16 protein-coding genes are annotated in these 20,939 nt (G+C 69.1%); 7 read left to right on the top strand and 9 right to left on the bottom strand.

The window, feature by feature from the left end; translation table 11 throughout:
* The first annotated feature begins 89 nt into the window (after positions 1 to 89).
* The gene (locus tag OHN74_RS21190) at positions 90 to 1,061 is read left to right on the top strand and encodes a pirin family protein (protein ID WP_327696135.1); all 972 of its coding nucleotides are present in this window, start codon (positions 90 to 92) and stop codon (positions 1,059 to 1,061) included.
* A 90-nt stretch (positions 1,062 to 1,151) separates the two neighbouring features.
* On the opposite strand, the gene OHN74_RS21185 is transcribed toward OHN74_RS21190, so the two are convergent.
* The 3 genes from OHN74_RS21185 to OHN74_RS21175 all read right to left on the bottom strand — a co-directional run bounded on the left by OHN74_RS21185 (position 1,152) and on the right by OHN74_RS21175 (position 5,777).
* Positions 1,152 to 1,931, bottom strand: coding sequence for a BRO-N domain-containing protein (locus tag OHN74_RS21185; RefSeq protein ID WP_327700212.1), 780 nt, complete (start codon positions 1,929 to 1,931; stop codon positions 1,152 to 1,154).
* A gap of 156 nt (positions 1,932 to 2,087) precedes the next feature.
* Positions 2,088 to 3,542 (bottom strand): cytochrome P450, encoded by a 1,455-nt coding sequence (locus tag OHN74_RS21180; protein WP_327696134.1) that lies wholly within the window; start codon positions 3,540 to 3,542, stop codon positions 2,088 to 2,090.
* 45 nt (positions 3,543 to 3,587) lie between these two features.
* On the bottom strand, positions 3,588 to 5,777 hold the full coding sequence (locus OHN74_RS21175) for an ATP-binding SpoIIE family protein phosphatase (RefSeq protein ID WP_327696133.1): 2,190 nt from the start codon (positions 5,775 to 5,777) through the stop codon (positions 3,588 to 3,590).
* Positions 5,778 to 6,003: 226 nt separating this feature from the next.
* On the opposite strand from OHN74_RS21175, the gene aspS reads away from it, so the two are divergent.
* From aspS to OHN74_RS21160, 3 genes are all read left to right on the top strand, one after another.
* Positions 6,004 to 7,767, top strand: a complete 1,764-nt coding sequence (gene aspS / locus OHN74_RS21170) for an aspartate--tRNA ligase (protein ID WP_327696132.1) — start codon at positions 6,004 to 6,006, stop codon at positions 7,765 to 7,767.
* Between the two features lie 136 nt (positions 7,768 to 7,903).
* A complete protein-coding gene (locus tag OHN74_RS21165; protein WP_327696131.1) occupies positions 7,904 to 8,848 on the top strand; it encodes an intradiol ring-cleavage dioxygenase in 945 nt (314 codons plus the stop codon).
* 156 nt (positions 8,849 to 9,004) lie between these two features.
* On the top strand, positions 9,005 to 10,003 hold the full coding sequence (locus OHN74_RS21160) for an intradiol ring-cleavage dioxygenase (RefSeq protein ID WP_327696130.1): 999 nt from the start codon (positions 9,005 to 9,007) through the stop codon (positions 10,001 to 10,003).
* 148 nt (positions 10,004 to 10,151) lie between these two features.
* Here OHN74_RS21160 and OHN74_RS21155 read toward each other — a convergent pair whose 3' ends face one another.
* On the bottom strand, positions 10,152 to 13,358 hold the full coding sequence (locus OHN74_RS21155; RefSeq protein WP_327696129.1) for an FG-GAP repeat domain-containing protein: 3,207 nt from the start codon (positions 13,356 to 13,358) through the stop codon (positions 10,152 to 10,154).
* 101 nt (positions 13,359 to 13,459) lie between these two features.
* Complete coding sequence (locus OHN74_RS21150; RefSeq protein ID WP_327696128.1) at positions 13,460 to 13,825, bottom strand: PH domain-containing protein; 366 nt, start codon at positions 13,823 to 13,825, stop codon at positions 13,460 to 13,462.
* Positions 13,826 to 14,045: 220 nt separating this feature from the next.
* Between OHN74_RS21150 and OHN74_RS21145 the strand changes: the two genes are divergently transcribed.
* On the top strand, positions 14,046 to 14,507 hold the full coding sequence (locus OHN74_RS21145) for a hypothetical protein (protein ID WP_327696127.1): 462 nt from the start codon (positions 14,046 to 14,048) through the stop codon (positions 14,505 to 14,507).
* A gap of 21 nt (positions 14,508 to 14,528) precedes the next feature.
* Here OHN74_RS21145 and metG (OHN74_RS21140) read toward each other — a convergent pair whose 3' ends face one another.
* Positions 14,529 to 16,244, bottom strand: a complete 1,716-nt coding sequence (gene metG / locus OHN74_RS21140; protein WP_327696126.1) for a methionine--tRNA ligase — start codon at positions 16,242 to 16,244, stop codon at positions 14,529 to 14,531.
* Between the two features lie 123 nt (positions 16,245 to 16,367).
* Between metG (OHN74_RS21140) and OHN74_RS21135 the strand changes: the two genes are divergently transcribed.
* Both OHN74_RS21135 and OHN74_RS21130 read left to right on the top strand, forming a co-directional pair.
* Complete coding sequence (locus OHN74_RS21135) at positions 16,368 to 16,577, top strand: type II toxin-antitoxin system VapB family antitoxin (RefSeq protein WP_055525124.1); 210 nt, start codon at positions 16,368 to 16,370, stop codon at positions 16,575 to 16,577.
* Positions 16,574 to 17,008, top strand: a complete 435-nt coding sequence (locus tag OHN74_RS21130) for a PIN domain nuclease (RefSeq protein WP_327696125.1) — start codon at positions 16,574 to 16,576, stop codon at positions 17,006 to 17,008. Before OHN74_RS21135 ends, OHN74_RS21130 begins: the two co-directional genes overlap by 4 nt.
* A 30-nt stretch (positions 17,009 to 17,038) precedes the next feature.
* Here the strand turns inward: OHN74_RS21130 and OHN74_RS21125 are convergent, their stop codons facing one another.
* The 3 genes from OHN74_RS21125 to OHN74_RS21115 all read right to left on the bottom strand — a co-directional run bounded on the left by OHN74_RS21125 (position 17,039) and on the right by OHN74_RS21115 (position 20,832).
* Positions 17,039 to 17,317 (bottom strand): hypothetical protein, encoded by a 279-nt coding sequence (locus OHN74_RS21125; RefSeq protein WP_327696124.1) that lies wholly within the window; start codon positions 17,315 to 17,317, stop codon positions 17,039 to 17,041.
* 66 nt (positions 17,318 to 17,383) lie between these two features.
* Positions 17,384 to 19,009: a methionine--tRNA ligase gene (gene metG / locus OHN74_RS21120; protein WP_327696123.1), complete on the bottom strand. Its 1,626-nt coding sequence runs from the start codon at positions 19,007 to 19,009 to the stop codon at positions 17,384 to 17,386.
* 119 nt (positions 19,010 to 19,128) lie between these two features.
* On the bottom strand, positions 19,129 to 20,832 hold the full coding sequence (locus OHN74_RS21115; RefSeq protein ID WP_327696122.1) for a VWA domain-containing protein: 1,704 nt from the start codon (positions 20,830 to 20,832) through the stop codon (positions 19,129 to 19,131).
* Between the last annotated feature and the right edge of the window lie 107 nt (positions 20,833 to 20,939).

Below are 20,939 nucleotides of genomic sequence, written 5' to 3'. Positions count from 1 at the left end.
CCCGGAGGGAATGCCCTCCGGGCCTCCCCTGTTAGGGGTAGCAGGAAGTTCAATAATCAACTAAACTGGCCGCACAAGGAGGTCCCGACATGCCTGCAGTGACCGTCGAGAACCCGCTGACCCTGCCCCGTGTGGCCGCTCCGGCCGACGCCGTGGCGCGTCCCGTGCTCACCGTGACGACCGCGCCGAGCGGTTTCGAGGGTGAGGGCTTCCCGGTGCGCCGGGCGTTCGCCGGGATCGCCTACAAGCACCTCGACCCGTTCATCATGATGGACCAGATGGGTGAGGTGGAGTACGCGCCGGGTGAGCCCAAGGGCACGCCCTGGCACCCTCACCGCGGCTTCGAGACCGTCACCTACATCATGGACGGGATCTTCGACCACCAGGACTCGCAGGGTGGCGGCGGCACCATCACCAACGGTGACACCCAGTGGATGACGGCCGGCTCGGGCCTCCTCCACATCGAGGCTCCCCCGGAGTCCCTCGTCATGTCCGGAGGCCTCTTCCACGGTATCCAGCTGTGGGTGAACCTCCCGGCCAAGGACAAGATGATGGCCCCGCGCTACCAGGACATCCGAGGAGGTCAGGTCCAGCTCCTCACGTCCCACGACGGAGGCGCGCTCCTGCGCGTCATCGCCGGTGAGCTGGACGGCCACGAGGGCCCCGGTATCACCCACACCCCGATCAGCCTGGTCCACGCCACGCTGGCCCCGGGCGCGGAGGTCACCCTCCCCTGGCGCGAGGACTTCAACGGCCTGGCGTACGTCCTGGCGGGCCGCGGCAGCGTGGGTGTGGACCGGCGCCCGGTCCACAAGGGCCAGACCGCGGTCTTCGGCGCGGGCTCGTCCCTGACGATCCGCGCGGACGAACTGCAGGACGCGAACAGCCCGGACCTGGAGGTCGTACTCCTCGGCGGGCAGCCGATCCGTGAGCCGATGGCCCACTACGGCCCGTTCGTGATGAACACACGGGCGGAGCTTGAGCAGGCGTTCGAGGACTTCCAGAAGGGTCGGCTGGGAACTGTGCCGGCTGTGCATGGAATGTCCGAGGGTGGCCTGTAGACCGTAGGAAATTTCAGTACTGTACGAACGGGCCCGAAGCCGCAACCTTGTTTTGCGGCTTCGGGCCCGTCTGTCTTCGGCGCTACTGGACTACGGCAGTACGTAGAACGGAGTGTCGTCCGGAGTGCGGCCGGCCTCGCGTACGCATCCCTGCTCGGACAGCAGTTCCAGGCTGTGGCGGACGCGGTCCGGGGAGAGCTCGGTGTGTACGGAGATCTCCTCCACGCTGTAGTTGGCGCCGCCGTGCAGCAGGGCCGGGGCCAGGTGGGCGGCGACCTTGTGGACGTCCTCGGTGACGACGAGGTTCCTGGACTTCCAGTTGGACAGGAGCTGTTGGGGTGTCAGCTCCGGGGCCTGGACGGGGCGGGTGAGGTCGCCGGCGCGGCGGAGGGTCTGGGTGAGGTCCCTGAGCATGTCGACGATCACGTTCTGCTTGGTGTCGATCTGACGCAGGGTTTCGTCCTGGCGGTCGACGCGCTCTTCGAGACGGACGAGGGCGTCGGCGAGTTGCTGGGGGACCGCGTAGGCGGTGACGGTGGTCGGGGTGGGTTGCAGGGTGGCCGGTTCGAGGGAGTAGGAGCCGTCGCGCTGGATGGTGGCGATGACTTCTGAGGCCCAGGCCTTGAACGGCTGTGCCGACGGTTTGGTACAGCCGTTGACCAACCGGATCAGACCTTGGAGGTCCACGAGATTCATGTCTCGGCGCCACTCCCGACCTGCGGGAACACTGAGACCGTGCCCTCCAGTTACGGTCTCGAGAGTCTCTCGGTGCTCTGTGGGGACATGGTCCGCCAGAGTCTTCCTGGGGTTCGTGTACCCCAGCTTGTTGAGTACGTCCGTCGCGGGAAACCAGTGCGTCCCGTCCGGCATCGTCAGCCTCCGTACCCGCGCCCCCGTGGCCGCGTACACGAAGTCGTTGATGTCGATCGCGTCTTTGCGCGTGTTGTTCTGCTCGTACATCGAGCATCACCTCCGCCTCGGAAGGTAGGCAGGTGGAGGAGCAACGCGCGTCCATAGCAAGCTTGTTCATTCATTAGGGGGATACGGGCGCACCGATTTTGACGCCAGGCCGCGCCCTCGCGCCCGCAACCCCACCCGGGCCTCCCCCGCCGCCTGCAACGTCACCGCCGCCGTCACCGGCATCTCCGCGGTCGGCGCCTCGACGTCGTACTCGCGGAGCAGTACCGCCAGGGCCAGGACCGACTCCAGCATCGAGAAGTGGCGGCCGATGCACGCGCGGGGGCCGCCGCCGAAGGGGAGCCATGCGTAGCGGTGGCGGGCGGTCTCCTGGTCGGGGGTGAAGCGGTCCGGGTCGAAGCGGTCGGGGGTGTCCCAGTGGGCCGGGTGGCGGTGGGTGACCCAGGGCGAGATGAGGACGTCCGCGCCCGCCGGGATGATGTGGCCGTCGATCTCCGTCTCTGCCACCGCCCGCCTGCCCATCAGCGGCGCGGCCGGATACAGGCGCATCGTCTCCTTCAGGACCTGTGTCAGGTACGGGAGTCGGTCAACGGTCGCCGCCGTGTACGGCTCCCCCGGCGGCAGCGCGTCGATCTCCTCCTGGACCCGGGCCCTTGCCTCGGGGTGGCAGGCCAGGAGGCGGAGTGCGAAGGCCAGTGACGTCGCCGTCGTTTCGTGGCCCGCCAGCAGGAACACCAGGACCTGGTCGCGGAGTTCGGTGGCGTCGAGGCTGCCGTCCTCCTCGTTCTGTGCCTGGGAGAGGAGGGAGAGCAGGTCGGCCCCGGCTGCCTCGTCGGCTGCTTCGCTCCCGTTGCTCCGGCGCGTCGCGATGATCCGGTCGCAGACCTCGTACACCGCCCGGGTCGCCGCCTCCGCACGCCTGTTGGACGGTGTGGGCCAGGTGCGCGGGAGCCGGATCGGGGCGTAGGCCCGCCCTGCGATGTACGCGCTGATGACCGGGAAGTTGGCGTGGATGACGTCCACCGCGGCCTCGACATCCGCGCCGAACAGGACCCGGGAGACCGCGCGCATCGCCAGCCGGTCCATCTCCCGTACGACGTCCACGTCGGGCGTGTTCCGCCAGCGTTCCGCTGTCGCCTCGGCCTCGCCGATGATCGTCGCGGCGTAACCGTCGACCCGCTTTTTGGTGAACAGGGGCTGGATCAGACGCCGTTGGCGGAGGTAGACGTCGTCCTGGCTGGTCAGGAGGCCGTTGCCGCCGGTCTGGCGGATCTCCTCGTAGAAGACGTTGTCCTTGCGGAAGTTCGCGGCCTGCGTGGCCAGGACCTGCTGGGCGCCCTCGGGGGAGAAGACGCAGTACATGACCGTACGGAGACCGGGCGGGCCTGCTGCCAGGCGGACCACGTCGCCGTGTTCTCGCTGGGCGCCGACGAAGGTGCCGAGCGGATCCCTGCGGAGGTCCAGGGCCGAGCCCAGGAGGGGGTGGCCGGTGGGGCCTGGGAAGGGAGCGGTGGTGGACGTGGTCCCGGGTACGGTCCTGCGGACGGTGCGTGTGACGGCCATAGTCGTATCATCCGCATTTCTGGGCGCCCGGGGTGCCCGTTCGCGCTAGACCTCCTTCTCCGTCTCCCTCTTCTCCCTCTTCTCCGTTCCGTCCTCCTCGTGCGGCCTCTCGTACAGCTCGAACCAGATGCTCTTGCCCTCGCCCCGCGGGTCCACCCCCCAGGAGTCCGCGAGCATCTCGATGAGCATCAACCCCCGGCCGGACGAGGCCAGTTCGCCCGGGCGGCGTTTGTGGGGGAGGTCGTCGCTCACGTCCGTGACCTCGACGCGGATGCGGCGCGCGCCGGGGGCGCCCGTGACCTCGGCGATTACCAGGGCGTCGGCGTCCGTGTGGACCAGGACGTTGGTGGCCGTCTCGGAGACCAGGAGGACCGCCGAGTCGACCTGGTCGGGACAGGGCCAGTCGTGGAGCTGTTCGCGGAGTTGCTGGCGGGCCACGGCGACGCGCTCGGGTTCCGCCTGGGCGATCGTCAGCATGGTGCGCCGGACGGTGGGGCGTGCTGACGGTGGCTGGGTGCCGTCGGTGGCGCACTCGCCGGGGCGGCTCAGGAGCAGCAGCGCTATGTCGTCCTCGCGGCGGTCGGCCAGCGGGCCCGTGGTGTGGTGGGAGGACGGGCCGTGCACGGCCTGGACGAGGGCGTCGGCCAGTTCCTCCAGGTCCTCGGCCTTGATGTCTCCCTTGTGTTCCTCCAGGGTCGCCCGGATGCGCTGCCAGCCCGTGTCCAGGTCGTGGCCGCCGGTCTCGATCAGGCCGTCGGTGCACAGGAGCATGGTCTCGCCGGGTTCGAGGGCGAGGAGGGTGGTGGGGTAGTCGGCGTCCGGGTCGATGCCCAGGGGGAGGCCGCCTGCCGTCGGGCGGGTGAGTACCGTGCCGTCCGCCATACGGATCGCCGGGTCCGGGTGGCCGGCTCGGGCGATCTCCAGGACGCCGGTCGCGGGGTCGACCTCGACGTACAGGCAGGTCGCGAAGCGCAGATCGCCGCCGACCGTGCTGTTCGCGGAGTGGGTGATGCCGTGCAGGAAGCGGGAGGCGCGGGAGAGGACCGCGTCGGGGCGGTGGCCCTCGGAGGCGTAGGCGCGCAGCGCTATGCGCAGCTGGCCCATCAGGCCGGCGGCGCGGACGTCGTGGCCCTGGACGTCGCCGATGACCAGGGCGAAACGTCCGCCGCCGGGCAGCGGGATCATGTCGTACCAGTCGCCGCCGACCTGGAGACCGCCGCCGGTCGGTATGTAGCGGGCGGCGACCTCCATGCCGGGTATCTCGGGGCCGAGGGTCGGCAGCATCGAGCGTTGCAGGCCGTCGGTCAGTTCGCGTTCCGACTCGGCCACGCCCGCCCGGGAGAGGGCCTGGGCGAGCATGCGGGCGACCGTCGTCAGGACCGAGCGTTCGTCGGGGATGAAGCTGACCGGGTAGGCGAAGCCCGCCATCCAGGCGCCCATCGTGCGGCCCGCGACCGTCAGTGGCAGGAACGCCCAGGACTGCCGGTCGAACACCTGGGCGAGTGGCCAGGCGGTGGGGTAGCGGGCCTTGTAGGCCTCGGGGGAGGACAGGTAGACGGCCCGGCCGGTGCGGACCACCTCGGCGGCCGGGTAGTCGGTCTCCAGAGGCATGTGGGAGAAGGGGCGCTCGTCGCCGGGGCGCTGGCCGTGGTGGCCGATGACGGTGAGTCGGTCGCCCTGGACGCCGAAGACGGCGAGGCCGTCCGGTGAGAATCCCGGCATCGACAGGCCGGCCGCGACCCGCAGCACCTCCTCCGTGGACCGCGCCTCGGCCAGCGCCCGGCCCGCGTCCAGCAGGAACGCCTCCCGGGAGCGCCGCCAGTCACCGGTGACGGGGGTGCGCGCGGCGGTGGCGGGCGAGGGCTCGGTGACCTCCTGGAGGGTGCCCATCACGTCGTACGCCTTGCGAGCGGTGTCGAAGGTCGGCTTCGCGCGGCTGCGTGCGGTACGGATGACCCGGCCCTGCTCGTCCATGACGCGGACCCGGACCTCGGCGATGCTGTCCTCGGCGACGGCGAGCTGGATGACGCCGACGATCTCGTTCCAGTCGACCGGGTGGAGACGGGCCCGGGTCGCGGCCTCCGTGAGGGTGGTCGGCTCGGCGGGCAGGCCGAGCAGGCGGGCCGCCTCGGCGTCGAGCGTGACCAGCTGTGTGGCTGTGTCCCAATGCCACATGCCGGTTGCGAGGGCGACCAGGACGTCCCCCACGGCGGGCAGGGGCTCACCAGTGCGCATTGACCTACTTTATGGAGAGGTGATCGCAGCGTGCCACCCAAGCTGTACGGGGCACCCTGTGGAAGAGCGGTACAGGCTACGCCTGCGAACAAATGCGGGGAAGCGGTCTCGGGGCGGCCGGTACCCTGGGTCTGTGTTTTCGGAGGTTCGGTGTTTCACGTGAAACACCGAACCCTTCGCCGGCACAGACCCCGATCCCCGATCTGCGAAGGCTGGATGAACGACGATGCATCGGTACAGGTCCCACACCTGCGGCGAGCTCCGCGCCTCTGACGTCGGCAGCGACGTCCGGCTGAGCGGCTGGCTGCACAATCGGCGCGACCTGGGCGGCATCCTCTTCATCGACCTGCGCGATCACCACGGCATCACGCAGCTCGTCGCCCGCCCCGGCACGCCCGCCTACGAGGCCCTCGACAAGGTCTCCAAGGAGTCGACCGTCCGTGTCGACGGCAAGGTCGTCTCGCGCGGTGCGGAGAACATCAACCCCGAGCTGCCCACGGGCGAGGTCGAGGTCGAGGTCGGCGAGGTGGAGCTGCTCGGCGCCGCCCAGCCGCTGCCCTTCACGATCAACGCCGAGGACGGGGTCAACGAGGAGCGGCGCCTGGAGTACCGCTTCCTGGACCTGCGCCGCGAGCGCATGCACCGCAACATCATGCTGCGTACGGCCGTCATCTCGGCGATCCGGCACAAGATGACCGCGCTGGGCTTCAACGAGATGGCCACGCCGATCCTCACGGCGACCTCCCCGGAGGGTGCCCGCGACTTCGTCGTGCCGTCGCGCCTCAACCCGGGCCGGTTCTACGCGCTGCCGCAGGCCCCGCAGCAGTTCAAGCAGCTGCTGATGATCTCCGGGTTCGACCGCTACTTCCAGATCGCGCCCTGTTTCCGTGACGAGGACGCGCGTGCGGACCGTTCGCCGGGCGAGTTCTACCAGCTCGACGTCGAGATGAGCTTCGTCGAGCAGGAGGACGTCTTCCAGCCGATCGAGCGGCTGATGACCGAGCTGTTCACCGAGTTCGGCAAGGGCCGCGAGGTCACCTCGCCCTTCCCGCGCATCCCGTTCCGCGAGTCGATGCTGAAGTACGGTTCCGACAAGCCGGACCTGCGCGCCCAGCTGGAGCTGGTCGACATCACCGATGTCTTCGCGGGCTCGGAGTTCAAGGCCTTCGCCGGTCAGCACGTACGTGCTCTGCCGGTGCCGGACGTGGCGTCGCAGACCCGGAAGTTCTTCGACCAGCTGGGTGACTTCGCCGTCACGCTGGGTGCGAAGGGCCTGGCCTGGGTGCGCGTGACCGAGGACGGTTCGCTGTCCGGGCCGATCGCGAAGTTCCTCACCGAGGAGAACGTCGCAGAGCTGACCAAGCGGCTCTCGCTGGCCCCCGGTCACGCCGTGTTCTTCGGCGCGGGCGAGTTCGACGAGGTCTCGAAGATCATGGGCGCGGTGCGGGTCGAGGCCGCCAAGCGTGCCGGGCACTTCGAGGAGAACGTCTTCCGGTTCTGCTGGATCGTCGACTTCCCGATGTTCGAGAAGGACGAGGAGACGGGGAAGATCGACTTCTCGCACAACCCGTTCTCGATGCCCCAGGGCGGCATGGAGGCCCTGGAGACCCAGGACCCGCTGGACATCCTGGCCTGGCAGTACGACATCGTCTGCAACGGTACGGAGCTGTCGTCCGGCGCGATCCGCAACCACGAGCCCGACATCATGCTGAAGGCGTTCGGCATCGCGGGCTACGACGAGGAGACCGTCGAGCGCGAGTTCGCCGGTATGCTCCGCGCGCTCCGCTTCGGCGCCCCTCCGCACGGCGGGATCGCGCCCGGCGTGGACCGTATCGTCATGCTCCTCGCCGACGAGCCGAACATCCGCGAGACGATCGCCTTCCCGCTCAACGGCAACGCCCAGGACCTGATGATGGGCGCGCCGACGGAGCTGGAGGAGGCGCGGCTTCGGGAGCTGCACATTTCGGTGCGGAAGCCGCAGCCGAAGTAAAGCATCGGTAATTCGGAATAGAGGGCTTTGCGGCCTTCGGTGAATGGCTCGGAATCGGCGACGATTCCGAGCCATTCTCATGTCATCCCCAGGAATCACAGGGCTTTGACAGGTTCGATTCATAATCTCCCCAGTCATGACTGAATCCCCCCAACAGACAGCAGCGGAGCGGGAATTGACGCGCCGCAGAGTCGTCGTCGCCGGTGGCGCGACGGCCGTGACGGCCACGGCGGTGGCTCTGGGCGCCGGACTCGCGTCGGCGCAGGGAGCGCCGGAGGGCAAGGGCGCGCACGGCCCCGGGAGCCTGCCCTCCGGCACCCCGTCGGGCACCCCCTCCGGCACGCCCGAGGCCTGCTACGTACTGACCACGGAGACGACCGAGGGTCCGTACTACATCGACGCGGACAAGCTCCGCCAGGACGTCACCGAGGACGAGGAGGGCATCCCGCTGACCCTCAGGCTCAAGGTGATCGACGCCGAGAACTGCAGGCCGGTGCGGAACGCGGCCGTCGACATCTGGCACTGCTCGGCGCTCGGCATCTACTCCGGCTACGAGGACATGGGCAACGGCGGTGGCGGTGGCGGCGGCACCCCGCCGTCCGGCGAGCCGACGGACGTACCCACAGGTCCGCCCCCCACTGGCGGTCCCGGCGGGCCCGGCGGCCACCAGGAGCCGACCGACGACGAGCGCTATCTGCGCGGTACGTGGAAGACGGACCGGCACGGCTACGTCACCTTCCGGACCGTGTTCCCGGGCTGGTACCGGGGTCGCTGCGTGCACATCCACGTCAAGGTGCACGTGGACGGCACCTGGACCGACGCCGGCTACGAGGGCGGGCACACCTGCCACACCGGCCAGCTGTTCTTCGACGAGGAGTCGGTGCTGCTCTCGGCGGAGGTGGCGCCGTACTCGACGAACACGGCCCCTCGTACGACCCTCGACGAGGACGGGATCTACCCGGACAACGGCGCCGAGGGCGGGCTGCTGCGGCTGCGGTACAAGAAGCGGGACATCGGGCGCGGGGTTCGCGCCGAGCTGACGATGGGCGTGGCGCCGGACGAGACACACGACAGCAATTAAATAAGGTTAGGCTTCCCTAATTCGCACTCCGGGGGCGGGAAATGGATCTCTGTTTTCCGCCCCTTTCGCGCATTTCTCCTTGGTTCAGGAAAAGGCAAAGGAAAGCACAGTCCTTTCCCATGGTCCTGACAGGCGTCTTACCTAGGTTTCACGACCATGACAGAGATTCAAGGGCCGAAGCACAAGCGGGATCTGACGCGTCGGAAGGTCGTCGTCACCGGCGCCGGAGCGGTGGCGGCGGTGGGCGTCGCGGGCGGACTTGCGGCGGGCGCGTTCGCGGGTGAGACGGGCAAGGGCAAGAAGACCCCCGCCCCCAAGGCCTCCGGCAGCAGCTCGGAGGTCTGCTACACGCTCACCTCGGAAACCACGGAGGGTCCGTACTACATCGACGCGGACAAGCTCCGCCAGGACATCACCGAGGACAAGGAAGGCATCCCGCTGACCCTGAGCCTGCGGGTGATCGACTCCGAGTCGTGCAAGCCGATCGTCAACGCGGCCGTCGACATCTGGCACTGCGACGCCCTGGGCCTGTACTCCGGCTACGAGAGCCTCTCCACCGGTGGTGGTGGCGGAGCCTCGACGGACGCACCCTCCGGCACCCCGACCGGTGAGCCGCCGACCGACGCGCCCTCCGGTGCCCCCTCCGGCGGCACGGGCGGTGGCGGTGTGCACGAGGAGCCCACCGACGACAAGCGCTACCTGCGCGGCACCTGGAAGACGGACCGGCAGGGCCGGGTCACCTTCAAGACGGTCTTCCCGGGCTGGTACCGGGGCCGCACCGTCCACATCCACACGAAGGTGCACGTGGACGGCACCTGGACGGACGCCGGCTACGAGGGCGGCACCACCTGCCACACCGGTCAGTTCTTCCTCGACGAGGAGTCGGTGCTGCTCTCCGCCACGGTCGAGCCGTACTCGACGTCGACGACCGAGCGCACGACGCTCACCGAGGACACGATCTACGACCAGAGCGGCACCGCGGGCGGTCTGCTCAAGCTGAAGTACGACAAGAAGAACATCGCGAAGGGCGTGATCGGCTCCATCACGATGGGCGTCGACCCGGAGGCGACCAACGACGGCACGGGCGACGCGGCGCAGCCGGGCGCGTCCGAGTCACCGGCGGACACGGCCTCACCTTCCGCTTCCGCGAGCTGACGGACGTACGGCCCGCGAAGGACGGCCCGGAACCCACCCCCCCGGGTTCCGGGCCCTCGTCGGCAGGTGTGTGACGACTGGCTCCTCTGCAACGCCGAGGCGCCCGGGGCAACGTGCACCCCGGGCGCCTCGATCCGCGACGTGCGGTTCAGGAGAGGGACTTGTAGCCGCCCCAGCCGCTCCCGATCTTCGCCCGAGCCCCGAACGACCCCTTCCCGTCCCCGCTCTGGCGGTACAGGTTGCCGGCGGTGTCGCGGGCTACGAGGTCCGCCTTGCCGTCGCTGTTGAGGTCGCCGATGCCGACGACCGCGTTGTACGAGGCTCCCCACGAACCGAACAGCTTGGTACGGGCGGTGAAGGTGCCCCTGCCCGTGCCGTTGAACCGGTACAGGTTGTCGGCCTTGTCCTGGGCGAGGAGGTCGCCGATTCCGTCGCCGTCGAGGTCTCCGGCTCCGACGATCTTCTTGTAGCCCTTCCAGTCGGCGTACAGGGCGACAGGCGCGGACAGCTTGCCGGCGCTGGTGCCCTTGTAGAGGTAGACGGCCCCGGTGGACGCCTTGCGGGCGATCAGGTCGGGACGGCCGTCGCCGGAGACGTCACCCGGGGAGGTGAGGATGTCGTGCTGGGTCCAGCCGGAGGCGGCGAGGGTGGTGTACGAGGTGCTCGGCGTGACCGGGTAGCCGCAGCGCGGCTTGTAGAGGCGCAGGGCCCCGTTGGCCATTCTGACGAGGACGTCGTTGCAGCGGTCGCCGCTCAGGTCGCCGAAGGCGACGGCCGTGACGGAGGCGGGCCAGCCGGTTCCGGTGTTCTCGCCGTTGTCGCGGCTGATCCCGCCCTTTCCGTTGCCGTCGTGGAAGGCCAGGGCGCCGGAGCCGCTGAGGGTGAGCAGGTCACCGAGGCCGTCCGGTCCTTCGAGGTCGGTGAAGTCGTGGCGCACCGCAGAGCCACGCTCGACGAAGCCCGTACCGGTGGCCGCCGTGACCGGTGCCGCGGTGCTGAGGCCGGTCGCCTTCAGGGACCAGGTGAACTCGCCGTTGGGGAAGTAACTCCCGTTCGCCGTACGCCCGTTCCAGCTCGCTGACAGCCAGGCACGGGTCGCGCCGCCGGTGAACGTGCGAGTGACCCGGCCGGTCGCGGTGCTCTGCTCCGAGGTGAAGGTGAGGGACCAGGAGGTGACCGGGCGGGAGAGCAGCCAGGAGCCCCGCCAGGGGTAGGCCGCCGCGGTGGGCACATCCACGTAGACGTCGTCGATCGCGCTGACGAACGCGGTCGGGGCGGACGGGGCGACGCCGGTGGTGGCGACGTGTGTCTGCTCGTACGCGCCGAACCAGGCGACCAGGCCCGTGTACTCGTCGACGGTCCAGCGGTAACGGCGGTCCACTGCCAGACCGGTGTCCGGGACGTGGGAGGCGAGGACGCGGGTGGTGCCGGTGGGCGTCCGGGTGAGGACCAGTTCGTCGGTGGTGTGGTCGTGGCGGACGGTGAAGCCGTCACCGAGCAGCACATCACCGGGCTTGACGGCGGTCGACTTGCGGGACTTGGTGTCGTACACGCCCGCCGAGGACGTACCGCAGGCCCAGTACACCCAGCGGCCCGCCGCCTGGAGCTCGCTCGGCACGCAGCCGAGGCCCGGGACGGTGACCGTGGCGAGGGTCTTGTTCGCGGTGAGGCTGTACGAGGTGAGCTGACCGGACGTGCCGGTGGCGCTCCAGAGGGTGGAGCCGCCCAGGGCGGCGGCGCGGATCGTGCGCTTCAGCTTCTGGCCCTGGACGAACTCGCCCACGTACTGCGCGGGTGCGGTGCCGCCGGAGTTGTAGACGACGTAGTTGTCGGAGACGTCGACGATGGCGCCGCCCCCGGTGCCGAACGCCAGTGTGCTGTTGCCCCATTCCTCGTTGATGGACATCAGGCGTTCCTTGCCGCCGCCGGTCCGCTGGAGGAAGACGTCCTCGGGCTCCGCGCCGTGGTTGCCCCACAGGACCGAGCAGACGGTGCCCGCGTACGGGCAGATGGGGTTGACCGTCTGTCCACTCCTGGCGGCGGACGCGGTCAGCGTGGTGCCGTTGTCCGTGGTGAGGGTGCGGACGGACGTCGAGTCGTCGCCCGAGGTGTTCTCCGCGACGCGCAGGTGGCCCCGGCTGAGGGCGACCCCGCTCTTGGGGTTCTCGTACGGGGCGACCTTGTACAGCTTCGTCAACTGCGGGGCGCCGTCCGGGCCTTCGGTGATCCGGTGGATCCACCAGTCGGCGGCGCCGGTGCCGCCGGTGACCAGGGCGGAGCCGTCGGGGGCGGCCAGCGGATTGCCGTAGGCGCTGTCCAGCAGGGTGCGGGTGGAGCCGTCGGCCAGGGAGACGGCCGTGCTGCCGCCGTTCGGGTCCGCCAGCACGAGCCAGTCCCCGACGAGAACGGGAGCAGAAACGTCGACGGCCTCGCCGGTGTCGGGATTCCCGGCGACCGGGACCGTCTCCTCGGCGGTGAGGTCGGCGCGGGGCTTCAGGTGCAGGCCGGAGGCCGGTGTGTACCAGCCGATCCGGTCCTCGGTGAGTACGACTTCGGGGAAATCGTCCGCACCGGTGAAGGCCACGGTGAACTCGGCGGTGGCGAAGTCGAGATAACCGATGGTGGACCTGCGGGTGTGGTCAGGCTGAAAGACCGCGTAGGCGAGCACCGCACCGGCCCGGTCACCGGTACTGCCGAACTCGTAGCGCCGGTACTCGTCGCCCGCGAGACCGGTCACCGTACGGTCGCGCTGCTCGCCGTCGACGAAGTCGATCACTTCCACCGCGGCACGGTCGTTGTCCATCGCGACGACTGTCGACCCGTACGTTCCGACGTAGTCGCCGTACGGCAGGTCGACGGTCCGCAGCGCGCTGCCGTCCGGGCTCCACAGCACAGCCGGGTCGCCGGGGCTGCGGGGCGGCATCGCCACGATGTCGCCGGCCTGCGCGAAGAGGCCCGACGGGCACGCCAGGGTGATGTCGTAGCAGCCGGTGGCGGCGTTCGGCTGGTATGCCCCGCTCGGGCCCTGCACGGTGACGGTCGTGCCGTCCGTGTACTTCGTCCACAGCAGGCCCGCGACGTCGGCCTGCCGATGCAGGAAGCCGGTCTCGCCCGCCCCGAGCAGGCGCTCGGTGCGCGGGGTCTTCGAGCGTGGATCGTCCAGGACGATCTCAGCGGTCCCGGTCGTCCCGGTCGTCGCGGTCGCCCCGGTCGTCCCGGACGCCGTGGCGGCCTGCGCCGCGCCACCGCCGTCGGGTGTCGCGGCGAACAGAGTGATGGTTCCGGCCGCAAGGGCGACCATGAAAGCGGAGACGAGCGCGGTCGGCCCGCCCTGCCGCAGGGCCTGTCTGCCCACGTGAAGTTCCCTCCTCAGGAGGGACACAGCCCTCGCACAAGTGAGCGGACTTTACCAGGGCTTGGGGCGGGCCATGATCGGTGGATCTGCCGTCTACGGACCTACTTCGCGACGAACTGCGTCAGGATCGCCTGGACCTCGTAGATGTCGACGCCCTTGGTGAACGTCTTCTGGACCGGGGTCGGGGAGCCGGAGATCCAGATCTTGAGCTCGGCGTCGAGGTCGAAGGTGCCGGCGGTCTCGACCGCGAAGTGGGTGATGCTGCGGTACGGGACCGAGTGGTACTCGACCTTCTTGCCGGTGATGCCCTGCTTGTCCACCAGGAGGAGCCGGCGGTCGGTGAACAGGATGGTGTCGCGGATCAGCTGGTACGCCGCGTGGACCTGCTCGTTCTGGCCGAGCAGCCGGGCGTAGTCCTGCTGCGCGGCGGCCGGATCGACGGTGTGCGCGTTGCCGAAAAGTGCCATGGTTGACCCCCCGTTGGGTGGACCCGTACGTCCACATGCGGACTCATGTCCAGGTAAGCCCAGCCAGCGTACGCGCACGGGAGGTTCGCAGGCAGCGCACAGACTTCTCGTCGGAAGGGCACAGTGGCGGGGCGTTTGATGGGAACTGTCGCAGTGGGGTAACCGCACCTCACGGCATGTTCGACTCACGCCCGCTGTTCGCTGTTCGCTGGAGGAAGTCATGGGAATCGTCGTTCCGCTCACGCTGCTGCTGATCGTCGGAGCGGTGGTTTCCGGCATCCTTCTGCGCAGGCAGGCGGGAATGCGCACGGCTGCGTCCGGCCTGTCCGGGCTGGACGCCGAGGTCGAGGCCAACCGGTGGGTCGTGCGGCTCGGAGGGAGTCTGGCCGGTCTGCGGCCGGGGGCCGACGAAGTCGCCGCGCAGGCGTTGGCCGAGGCGACCGGACGGCATCACACCGCCCGCGGCCAACTGGCCGCCGCCCGCACGCCCGCCGAGTACGCGCTCGCGAGGCAGACCGCCGTGGAGGGGCTCCAGTACGTCAGCGCCGCCCGCAGCGCCCTCGGGCGCACATCCGGTCCGCCGGGTGCCGACGCGGACACCGAGGCCGATGCCGGCGACCCGACCGAAGGAACCGCCCGTCGACTCCAGCGAGTTGACGGGCGGTGCGGTGTCACCGTGTAAGGCGCGGGTGCGAGGGCCGGGTCACTCGGGTGCGCCGCCGAAGCGCTCCTTGTACGTCGCCAGGTCCTCGTCCGTCAGCTTCGCGAACAGCACCGGCGGGACCGTGAAGGCGGTGCCCGCGGGCACGGCGGACAGCGACTTCGCCTCGTCGGCCGTGACCCACGTCCGGGTGTCGGCGTCCAGCGCGAACGCCGCGCGCATCGTCGCCGCCGTCGCGGGGATGAAGGGTTCCGAGACCACGGCGTAGAGGTGGATGAGGTTCATCGCCGTACGGAGGGTCAGGGCCGCGCCGTCCTGGTCGGTCTTGATCTCCAGCCAGGGGGCCTTCTCCTCCAGGTAGGAGTTGCCCGCCGACCACAGGGCGCGCAGGGCCGCCGCCGCCTTGCGGAACTGGAGTGCCTCCAACTGGCTCTCGTACTCCGCGAGCAGCTCGGCGATCTGCTCGCCCAGCCTCGCCTCCGCCTCGCCGGCCGCCGAGCCCGCCGGGACCTCGTCGCCGAAGCGCTTCTTCGAGAAGGAGAGGACGCGGTTGACGAAGTTGCCGAGGGTGTCCGCCAGGTCCTTGTTCACCGTGGCGGTGAAGTGCTCCCAGGTGAAGGAGGAGTCGTCGGACTCGGGGGCGTTGGCGATGAGGAAGTAGCGCCAGTAGTCGGCCGGGAGGATGTCCAGCGCCTGGTCGGTGAAGACGCCCCGCTTCTGGGACGTGGAGAACTTTCCGCCGTAGTACGTCAGCCAGTTGAAGGCCTTGACGACGTCGACCTTCTTCCACGGTTCACGGACGCCGAGTTCGGTGGCCGGGAACATCACCGTGTGGAACGGGACGTTGTCCTTCGCCATGAACTCCGTGTAGCGGACGCTCTCATCCGCTTCGTACCACCAGGACTTCCAGTCCCTGGTCTCCGGCTGCTCGTCCGACCACTCCTTCGTCGCGCCGATGTACTCGATCGGGGCGTCGAACCAGACGTAGAAGACCTTGCCCTCCGCCGCCAGTTCCGGCCAGGTGTCCGCCGGGACCGGCACGCCCCAGTCCAGGTCACGGGTGATCGCCCGGTCGTGCAGGCCCTCGGTGAGCCACTTGCGGGCGATGGAGGAGGCGAGGTGGGGCCACTGGCCCTCGTGGGCGGTCACCCACTCCTCGACCTCGTGCTGGAGCTTCGACTGGAGCAGGAAGAGGTGCTTGGTCTCGCGGACCTCCAGGTCCGTCGAGCCCGAGATGGCGGACCTGGGGTCGATCAGGTCGGTGGGGTCGAGCACCCGGGTGCAGTTCTCGCACTGGTCGCCGCGCGCCTTGTCGTAGCCGCAGTGGGGACAGGTGCCCTCGACATACCGGTCCGGGAGGAAGCGGCCGTCGGTGGGGCTGTACACCTGGCGGATCGCACGCTCTTCGATGAAGCCGTTCTCGTTGAGACGGCGGGCGAAGTGCTGGGTGATCTCCACGTTCTGCGGAGAGGAACTCCGCCCGAAGTAGTCGAAGGCCAGCGCGAACCCGTCGTACACCGCCTTCTGCGCGTCGTGCGCCTGCGCGCAGAACTCCGCGACGGGGATGCCCTGCTCCTTCGCGGCCAGCTCGGCCGGGGTGCCGTGTTCGTCGGTCGCGCAGATGTAGAGGACGTCGTGCCCGCGCTGACGGAGATAGCGGGAGTAGACGTCCGCCGGGAGCATCGACCCCACCATGTTGCCCAGGTGCTTGATCCCGTTGATGTACGGAAGGGCGCTGGTGATGAGGTGTCGAGCCATCGGGGGGTTGCTCCCAGGTTGGTTTCCTGCTGCTTCGCGAACCCTGAAATCGTAGCCGTGAGTGGACGCTCGCGACGCCGGTATATATTCCATGAGTCGCTTATCTATATTGGGAGGTCTGTCATGTCGAAGCTGCTCATTGAGGTCGACGACGAGGCTCTGGCGGAAGCCCAGCTCCTGCTTGGCACCAAGACCAAGAAGGACACCGTCAACACCGCGCTTCTGGAAGTCGCCAAGCGGCGCAGCCGGGCCATAGCGCTGGCTGAGCTCCGGGAGATGGGAGCGCGAGGTGACTTCGACATCCTTCTGGACAAGAGGAACTACCGCCGGTGAGTGACGCCTCGTATCTGATCGACACCTCGGCTGTTGTACGCCTGCTCAGCAGCGACGCGTATGACGAGCGATGGCAACAGGTCCTCGACAACGGGCTGGTCGCGCTCTGCGACCTGACCGAGCTGGAACTCCTCTACTCCGCCCGCTCCGGAAAGGACCGGGATGCCAAGCAGGAACGCCTGCGGCGGTTGTTCGCCTGGACCTCGATGCCCGACGGCATCCATCAGCGCGCTCGCGAGGTCCAGCAGCTGCTCACCGACAACGGTGAGCACCGCTCGGCCGGGCCGGTCGACCTGCTCGTCGCCGCCACGGCGGAGCTGTCGGGTCTGACCCTTCTCCACCACGACCGGGACTTCGACATCGTCGCCCGCCGTACGGGCCAGTCGACCGTCTGGCTGGCCGAGCCCGAGCCCGAGCCCCCCGAGTTCTGAACGTCGGCGTAGCCCCGTGGCCTCGTGCTGTCAGGACTCCTCGTCCTCGCCGCCGGCTATGCGGAACGGGCCCATTGTCCCGGGTGCGAAGTACAGCGTGAGTCCGTCTTCCATGACCACCTCGATGGGGTCGTTGACCTGCAGCAGCCTGTTCAGCTCGGCCTTGAGTGACTGCCGCATCGGGCCTGTGGCCTGCCTTCGGCCACACGTGAAGTCGCCCGGCACCCCGAAGGGCCGTCCAAGTGGGCGGGCTCCCCGAACGCCGTGCCACTCGCCCGTGGCCCAGATCTCCAGCTTGTTGTACGCCATGGACGCAGGGTCCCCCGGGTGGCACGCAGCCGCACCCGGAAAGGGGTGCGGGGCCTCGCATGCGTACTACGCGTTCGGCTTCTCCTCCAGGCGCGGGAACAGCACCGCGCCCTTGGTGATCGTCGCGCCCGCCGGGAGCCGGCCCCAGGTGGCGGCGTCGGCGACGCGCTGGTCCGCGAGCGCGCCGAGGACGGCGTCCGCGCCGAGGGAGTCCCAGAGCTTCTGCGAGGTCTCCGGCATCACCGGGTTCAGCAGGACCGCCACCGCGCGCAGCGACTCCGCGGCCGTGTAGAGGATCGTCGCCAGGCGGGACCTGCCCTCGGGCGACTCGTCCTTCGCGACCTTCCAGGGCTCCTGCTCCGTGATGTAGCCGTTGACCTGCTTCACGAAGTCGAAGATCGCCAGGATGCCGCCCTGGAAGTCCACCTCGTCGCCGATCCGGCGGTCGGCTTCGGCCGCCGCCTTGGCCATGCCGTCCTGGACGGCCTTCTCGGCCTCGCCCGCCGCCGTCGCCTCCGGCAGGGCACCGCCGAAGTACTTGCCGACCATCGCGGCCACCCGCGACGCGAGGTTCCCGTAGTCGTTCGCCAGCTCGCTCGTGTAACGGGCGGAGAAGTCCTCCCAGGAGAACGAGCCGTCCTGGCCGAACGTGATCGCGCGCAGGAAATACCAGCGGTACGCGTCCACACCGAAGTGGGAGGTCAGGTCCTGCGGCTTGATGCCCGTCAGGTTCGACTTCGACATCTTCTCGCCGCCGACCATCAGCCAGCCGTTGGCCGCGACCTTGCCGGGCAGCGGCAGACCCTGTGCCATCAGCATCGCGGGCCAGATGATCGCGTGGAAGCGGAGGATGTCCTTGCCGACCAGGTGGACGTCGGCGGGGAAGGTGTTCCCGAACTTTTCCGGGTTCTCGTTGTAGCCGACCGCCGTCGCGTAGTTCAGCAGCGCGTCGACCCACACGTAGATCACGTGCTTGTCGTCCCACGGGACCGGGACGCCCCAGTCGAAGGTGGAACGGGAGATGGAGAGGTCCTGGAGCCCCTGGCGGACGAAGTTCACGACCTCGTTGCGCGCCGACTCGGGCTGGATGAAGTCCGGGTTCGCCTCGTAGTGGGCGAGCAGCTTCTCGCCGTACTCGCTCAGCTTGAAGAAGTAGTTCTCCTCCTTGAGGATCTCCACCGGCTTCTTGTGGATGGCACAGAGCTTTGTCCTCGTACCGTCCTCGGCCACGTCCGCGGTCTCGATGAGGTCGCCCGGGAGCTTGTACTCCTCGCAGCCCACGCAGTACGGGCCCTCGTAGCCGCCCTTGTAGATCTCGCCCTTGTCGTGGAGATCCTGGACGAACTCCTGGACGCGGTCCGTGTGACGCTTCTCCGTCGTACGGATGAAGTCGTCGTTGGCGATGTTCAGGTGCTCCCAGAGGGGCTTCCAGGCTTCGTCGACGAGCTTGTCCGCCCACTGCTGCGGGCTGACGCCGTTCGCCTCCGCGGTGCGCATGATCTTCTGACCGTGCTCGTCCGTGCCGGTGAGGAACCACACCCTCTCGCCGCGCTGACGGTGCCAGCGCGTGAGCACGTCGCCTGCGACGGTCGTGTAGGCGTGGCCCAGGTGAGGAGCGTCGTTGACGTAGTAAATGGGGGTGGAGACGTAGTACGCCTTCCCGCCCTGCTTCTCGGATCCAGTGGCCGCCATGCGCGAAATCCTACTGGCGGGGGACTGTGGGGGATTACGGGGACAGGGCCCGGGGTATGGCCCGGGCCCTGTCGGTCGTCGTGCGTGAGGTTCTGCGGGTTACGGATTGCGCTTGCTGGCTACGGGCGCCAGTTCGCCAGTACGCCCTCGTACAGCTCCGTGTCCGTCAGCTCGCGGGGGGTCGGGCCCGCGTGGAAGAAGGACGTGTTGGACGTCTTGAGCTTGCGGAGGTAGTCGAAGGCCTTGTTCTCCGGCTCGCCGAACGCGACGAACGAGAAGAAGAGGGTGGGGTGCTTCGCCGCCGCTTCCGTGAGGGACTGGGTGGCGGGGGTCTTGGCGTCCGGCGCGCCGTCCGTCTGGAAGACGATGAGGGCGGGGTGCTCGGTGCCGGACTTCTCGTAGTGCTTGACGATCTCCTCCACGGCCGCGTGGTAGCTCGTACGGCCCATGCGGCCGAGGGAGGCATGGAGTTCGTCGATCTTGTTGTCGTGGTCGGAGAGGGTCAGCTCGCCGGTGCCGTCCAGTTCCGTGGAGAAGAAGACGACGTGGACGGTCGCCTCCGGGTCGAGATGGGCGGCGAGGGCGAGGGTCTGCTCGCCGAGGGCCTGGGCGGAGCCGTCCTTGTAGTACGGGCGCATGGACGCGGAGCGGTCCAGGACGAGGTAGATCTTGGCGCGGGTGTTGTCGAGGCTGAGGGTGGTGAGGGTGGTGGCGGCGGAGTTGTACGCGGTGAGGAGGGTTGCGGGTACGGCCTCGGCTTCGCCGTCGGCCTTGTCCGTTTCCTCACCCGCACCACCCGTGGCGCCTTCGTCCTCGGGTGCGGGTGGCACCTGTGGGGCTTCCTGTGCGTCGGCGGCTGCCGGTTCCAGGTCCTGGTCCTCACCCGTTGCCTCAGCCTCAGGCGCAGACTCCGCTTCCGGCTCCGGCTCAGGGGTCACCTCGGCCACCGGCTCGGGAGCGGGCTCGGGGGTCGGCTCCTCTGCGGCGGGCTCGACCTCGGGCTCGACAACCGCTTCGGCTTCGGCCTCGGACTCCGGTTCCGGGGCGATCTCGGTCACCTCGGTCACCTCGGTCACCTCGGCCACCGGTTCCTGCTCCGGGGCCTCCTCGGCCACGGGCTCGGCCTCCGGCTCGGGGGCGGGCTCGGGGGTCGGCTCCTCTGCGGCGGGCTCGACCTCGGGCTCGACAACCGCTTCGGCTTCGGCTTCGGGCTCCGGTTCCGGGGCGACCTCGGTCACCTCGGCCACCGGTTCCTGCTCCGGAGCCGCCTCGACGACAGGTTCCGGGGCAGGGGTCGCCTCGGCGAACGGTTCAGCTTCCGGAGCGGTCTCGGCGACCGGCTCAGGCTCTGCTTCAGGCTTGGCCTCGGCCGCAGTCTCTGCCTTGGCCGCAGTCTCGGCCTCGGCCTCTGCCTCGGTCACTGCCTCCGCCTCGGCGACCGGCTCCGGCTTGGCATCTACCTCTACCTCTACCTCGGTCTTCGCCTCTACCTCGGTCACAGGCTCAGCCGCCGGCTCCGGCTCCGGCTCCGGCTCGGCCACCGGCCCAGTCGCCTCGGTCACCGGAGGTACCGGCTCGTCCACCGGCCTTGCCGGCTTGGGGACCGTTACGTTGTCGAAGGCTGCCGAGACGAGCTCGTCCACCACCGAGGGGGTCTCTGTGGGCTTCGGTGTCAGGGTCGGTTCAGGGGACGGTGCCGGAATCTTCGGCTCGGTGGCTTCCTGCTGGGGAGCCGACTCCGCCTCCCGCGCGGGCGCCGCCTCGGCGTCACGCCCCTTGCGTGACTTGCCGAACGCGTTCCGCAGGAGAGTGAGAATGCCCATGTGCGCAACCCTTCACGTGAGTTGTAGCCGTCAATCCCTGGCCAGGACGGACACGTAAGGTTAGCGGGCCGGATTGACGATCTTGGGCAGGGTCTTTCACGGAACCC

Origin of the sequence: Streptomyces sp. NBC_00459, assembly GCF_036013955.1 — a bacterium.
Classification (GTDB): Bacteria; Actinomycetota; Actinomycetes; order Streptomycetales; family Streptomycetaceae; genus Streptomyces.
Note: the sequence above shows the minus strand (reverse complement) of the source record. Positions and strands in the feature narration are given on the sequence as shown.

What these genes read in the sequence shown, in the direction of transcription:
- OHN74_RS21145 (WP_327696127.1), top strand. Translation starts at nt 14,046, where the DNA reads ATGGGAATCGTCGTTCCGCTCACGCTGCTGCTGATCGTCGGAGCGGTG.
- OHN74_RS21165 (WP_327696131.1), top strand. Translation starts at nt 7,904, where the DNA reads ATGACTGAATCCCCCCAACAGACAGCAGCGGAGCGGGAATTGACGCGC.
- OHN74_RS21185 (WP_327700212.1), bottom strand. Translation starts at nt 1,931, where the DNA reads ATGCCGGACGGGACGCACTGGTTTCCCGCGACGGACGTACTCAACAAG.
- OHN74_RS21135 (WP_055525124.1), top strand. Translation starts at nt 16,368, where the DNA reads ATGTCGAAGCTGCTCATTGAGGTCGACGACGAGGCTCTGGCGGAAGCC.
- OHN74_RS21115 (WP_327696122.1), bottom strand. Translation starts at nt 20,832, where the DNA reads ATGGGCATTCTCACTCTCCTGCGGAACGCGTTCGGCAAGTCACGCAAG.
- OHN74_RS21150 (WP_327696128.1), bottom strand. Translation starts at nt 13,825, where the DNA reads ATGGCACTTTTCGGCAACGCGCACACCGTCGATCCGGCCGCCGCGCAG.
- aspS (WP_327696132.1), top strand. Translation starts at nt 6,004, where the DNA reads ATGCATCGGTACAGGTCCCACACCTGCGGCGAGCTCCGCGCCTCTGAC.
- OHN74_RS21125 (WP_327696124.1), bottom strand. Translation starts at nt 17,317, where the DNA reads ATGGCGTACAACAAGCTGGAGATCTGGGCCACGGGCGAGTGGCACGGC.
- OHN74_RS21175 (WP_327696133.1), bottom strand. Translation starts at nt 5,777, where the DNA reads ATGCGCACTGGTGAGCCCCTGCCCGCCGTGGGGGACGTCCTGGTCGCC.
- metG (WP_327696123.1), bottom strand. Translation starts at nt 19,009, where the DNA reads ATGGCGGCCACTGGATCCGAGAAGCAGGGCGGGAAGGCGTACTACGTC.
- OHN74_RS21160 (WP_327696130.1), top strand. Translation starts at nt 9,005, where the DNA reads ATGACAGAGATTCAAGGGCCGAAGCACAAGCGGGATCTGACGCGTCGG.
- OHN74_RS21180 (WP_327696134.1), bottom strand. Translation starts at nt 3,542, where the DNA reads ATGGCCGTCACACGCACCGTCCGCAGGACCGTACCCGGGACCACGTCC.
- OHN74_RS21190 (WP_327696135.1), top strand. Translation starts at nt 90, where the DNA reads ATGCCTGCAGTGACCGTCGAGAACCCGCTGACCCTGCCCCGTGTGGCC.
- metG (WP_327696126.1), bottom strand. Translation starts at nt 16,244, where the DNA reads ATGGCTCGACACCTCATCACCAGCGCCCTTCCGTACATCAACGGGATC.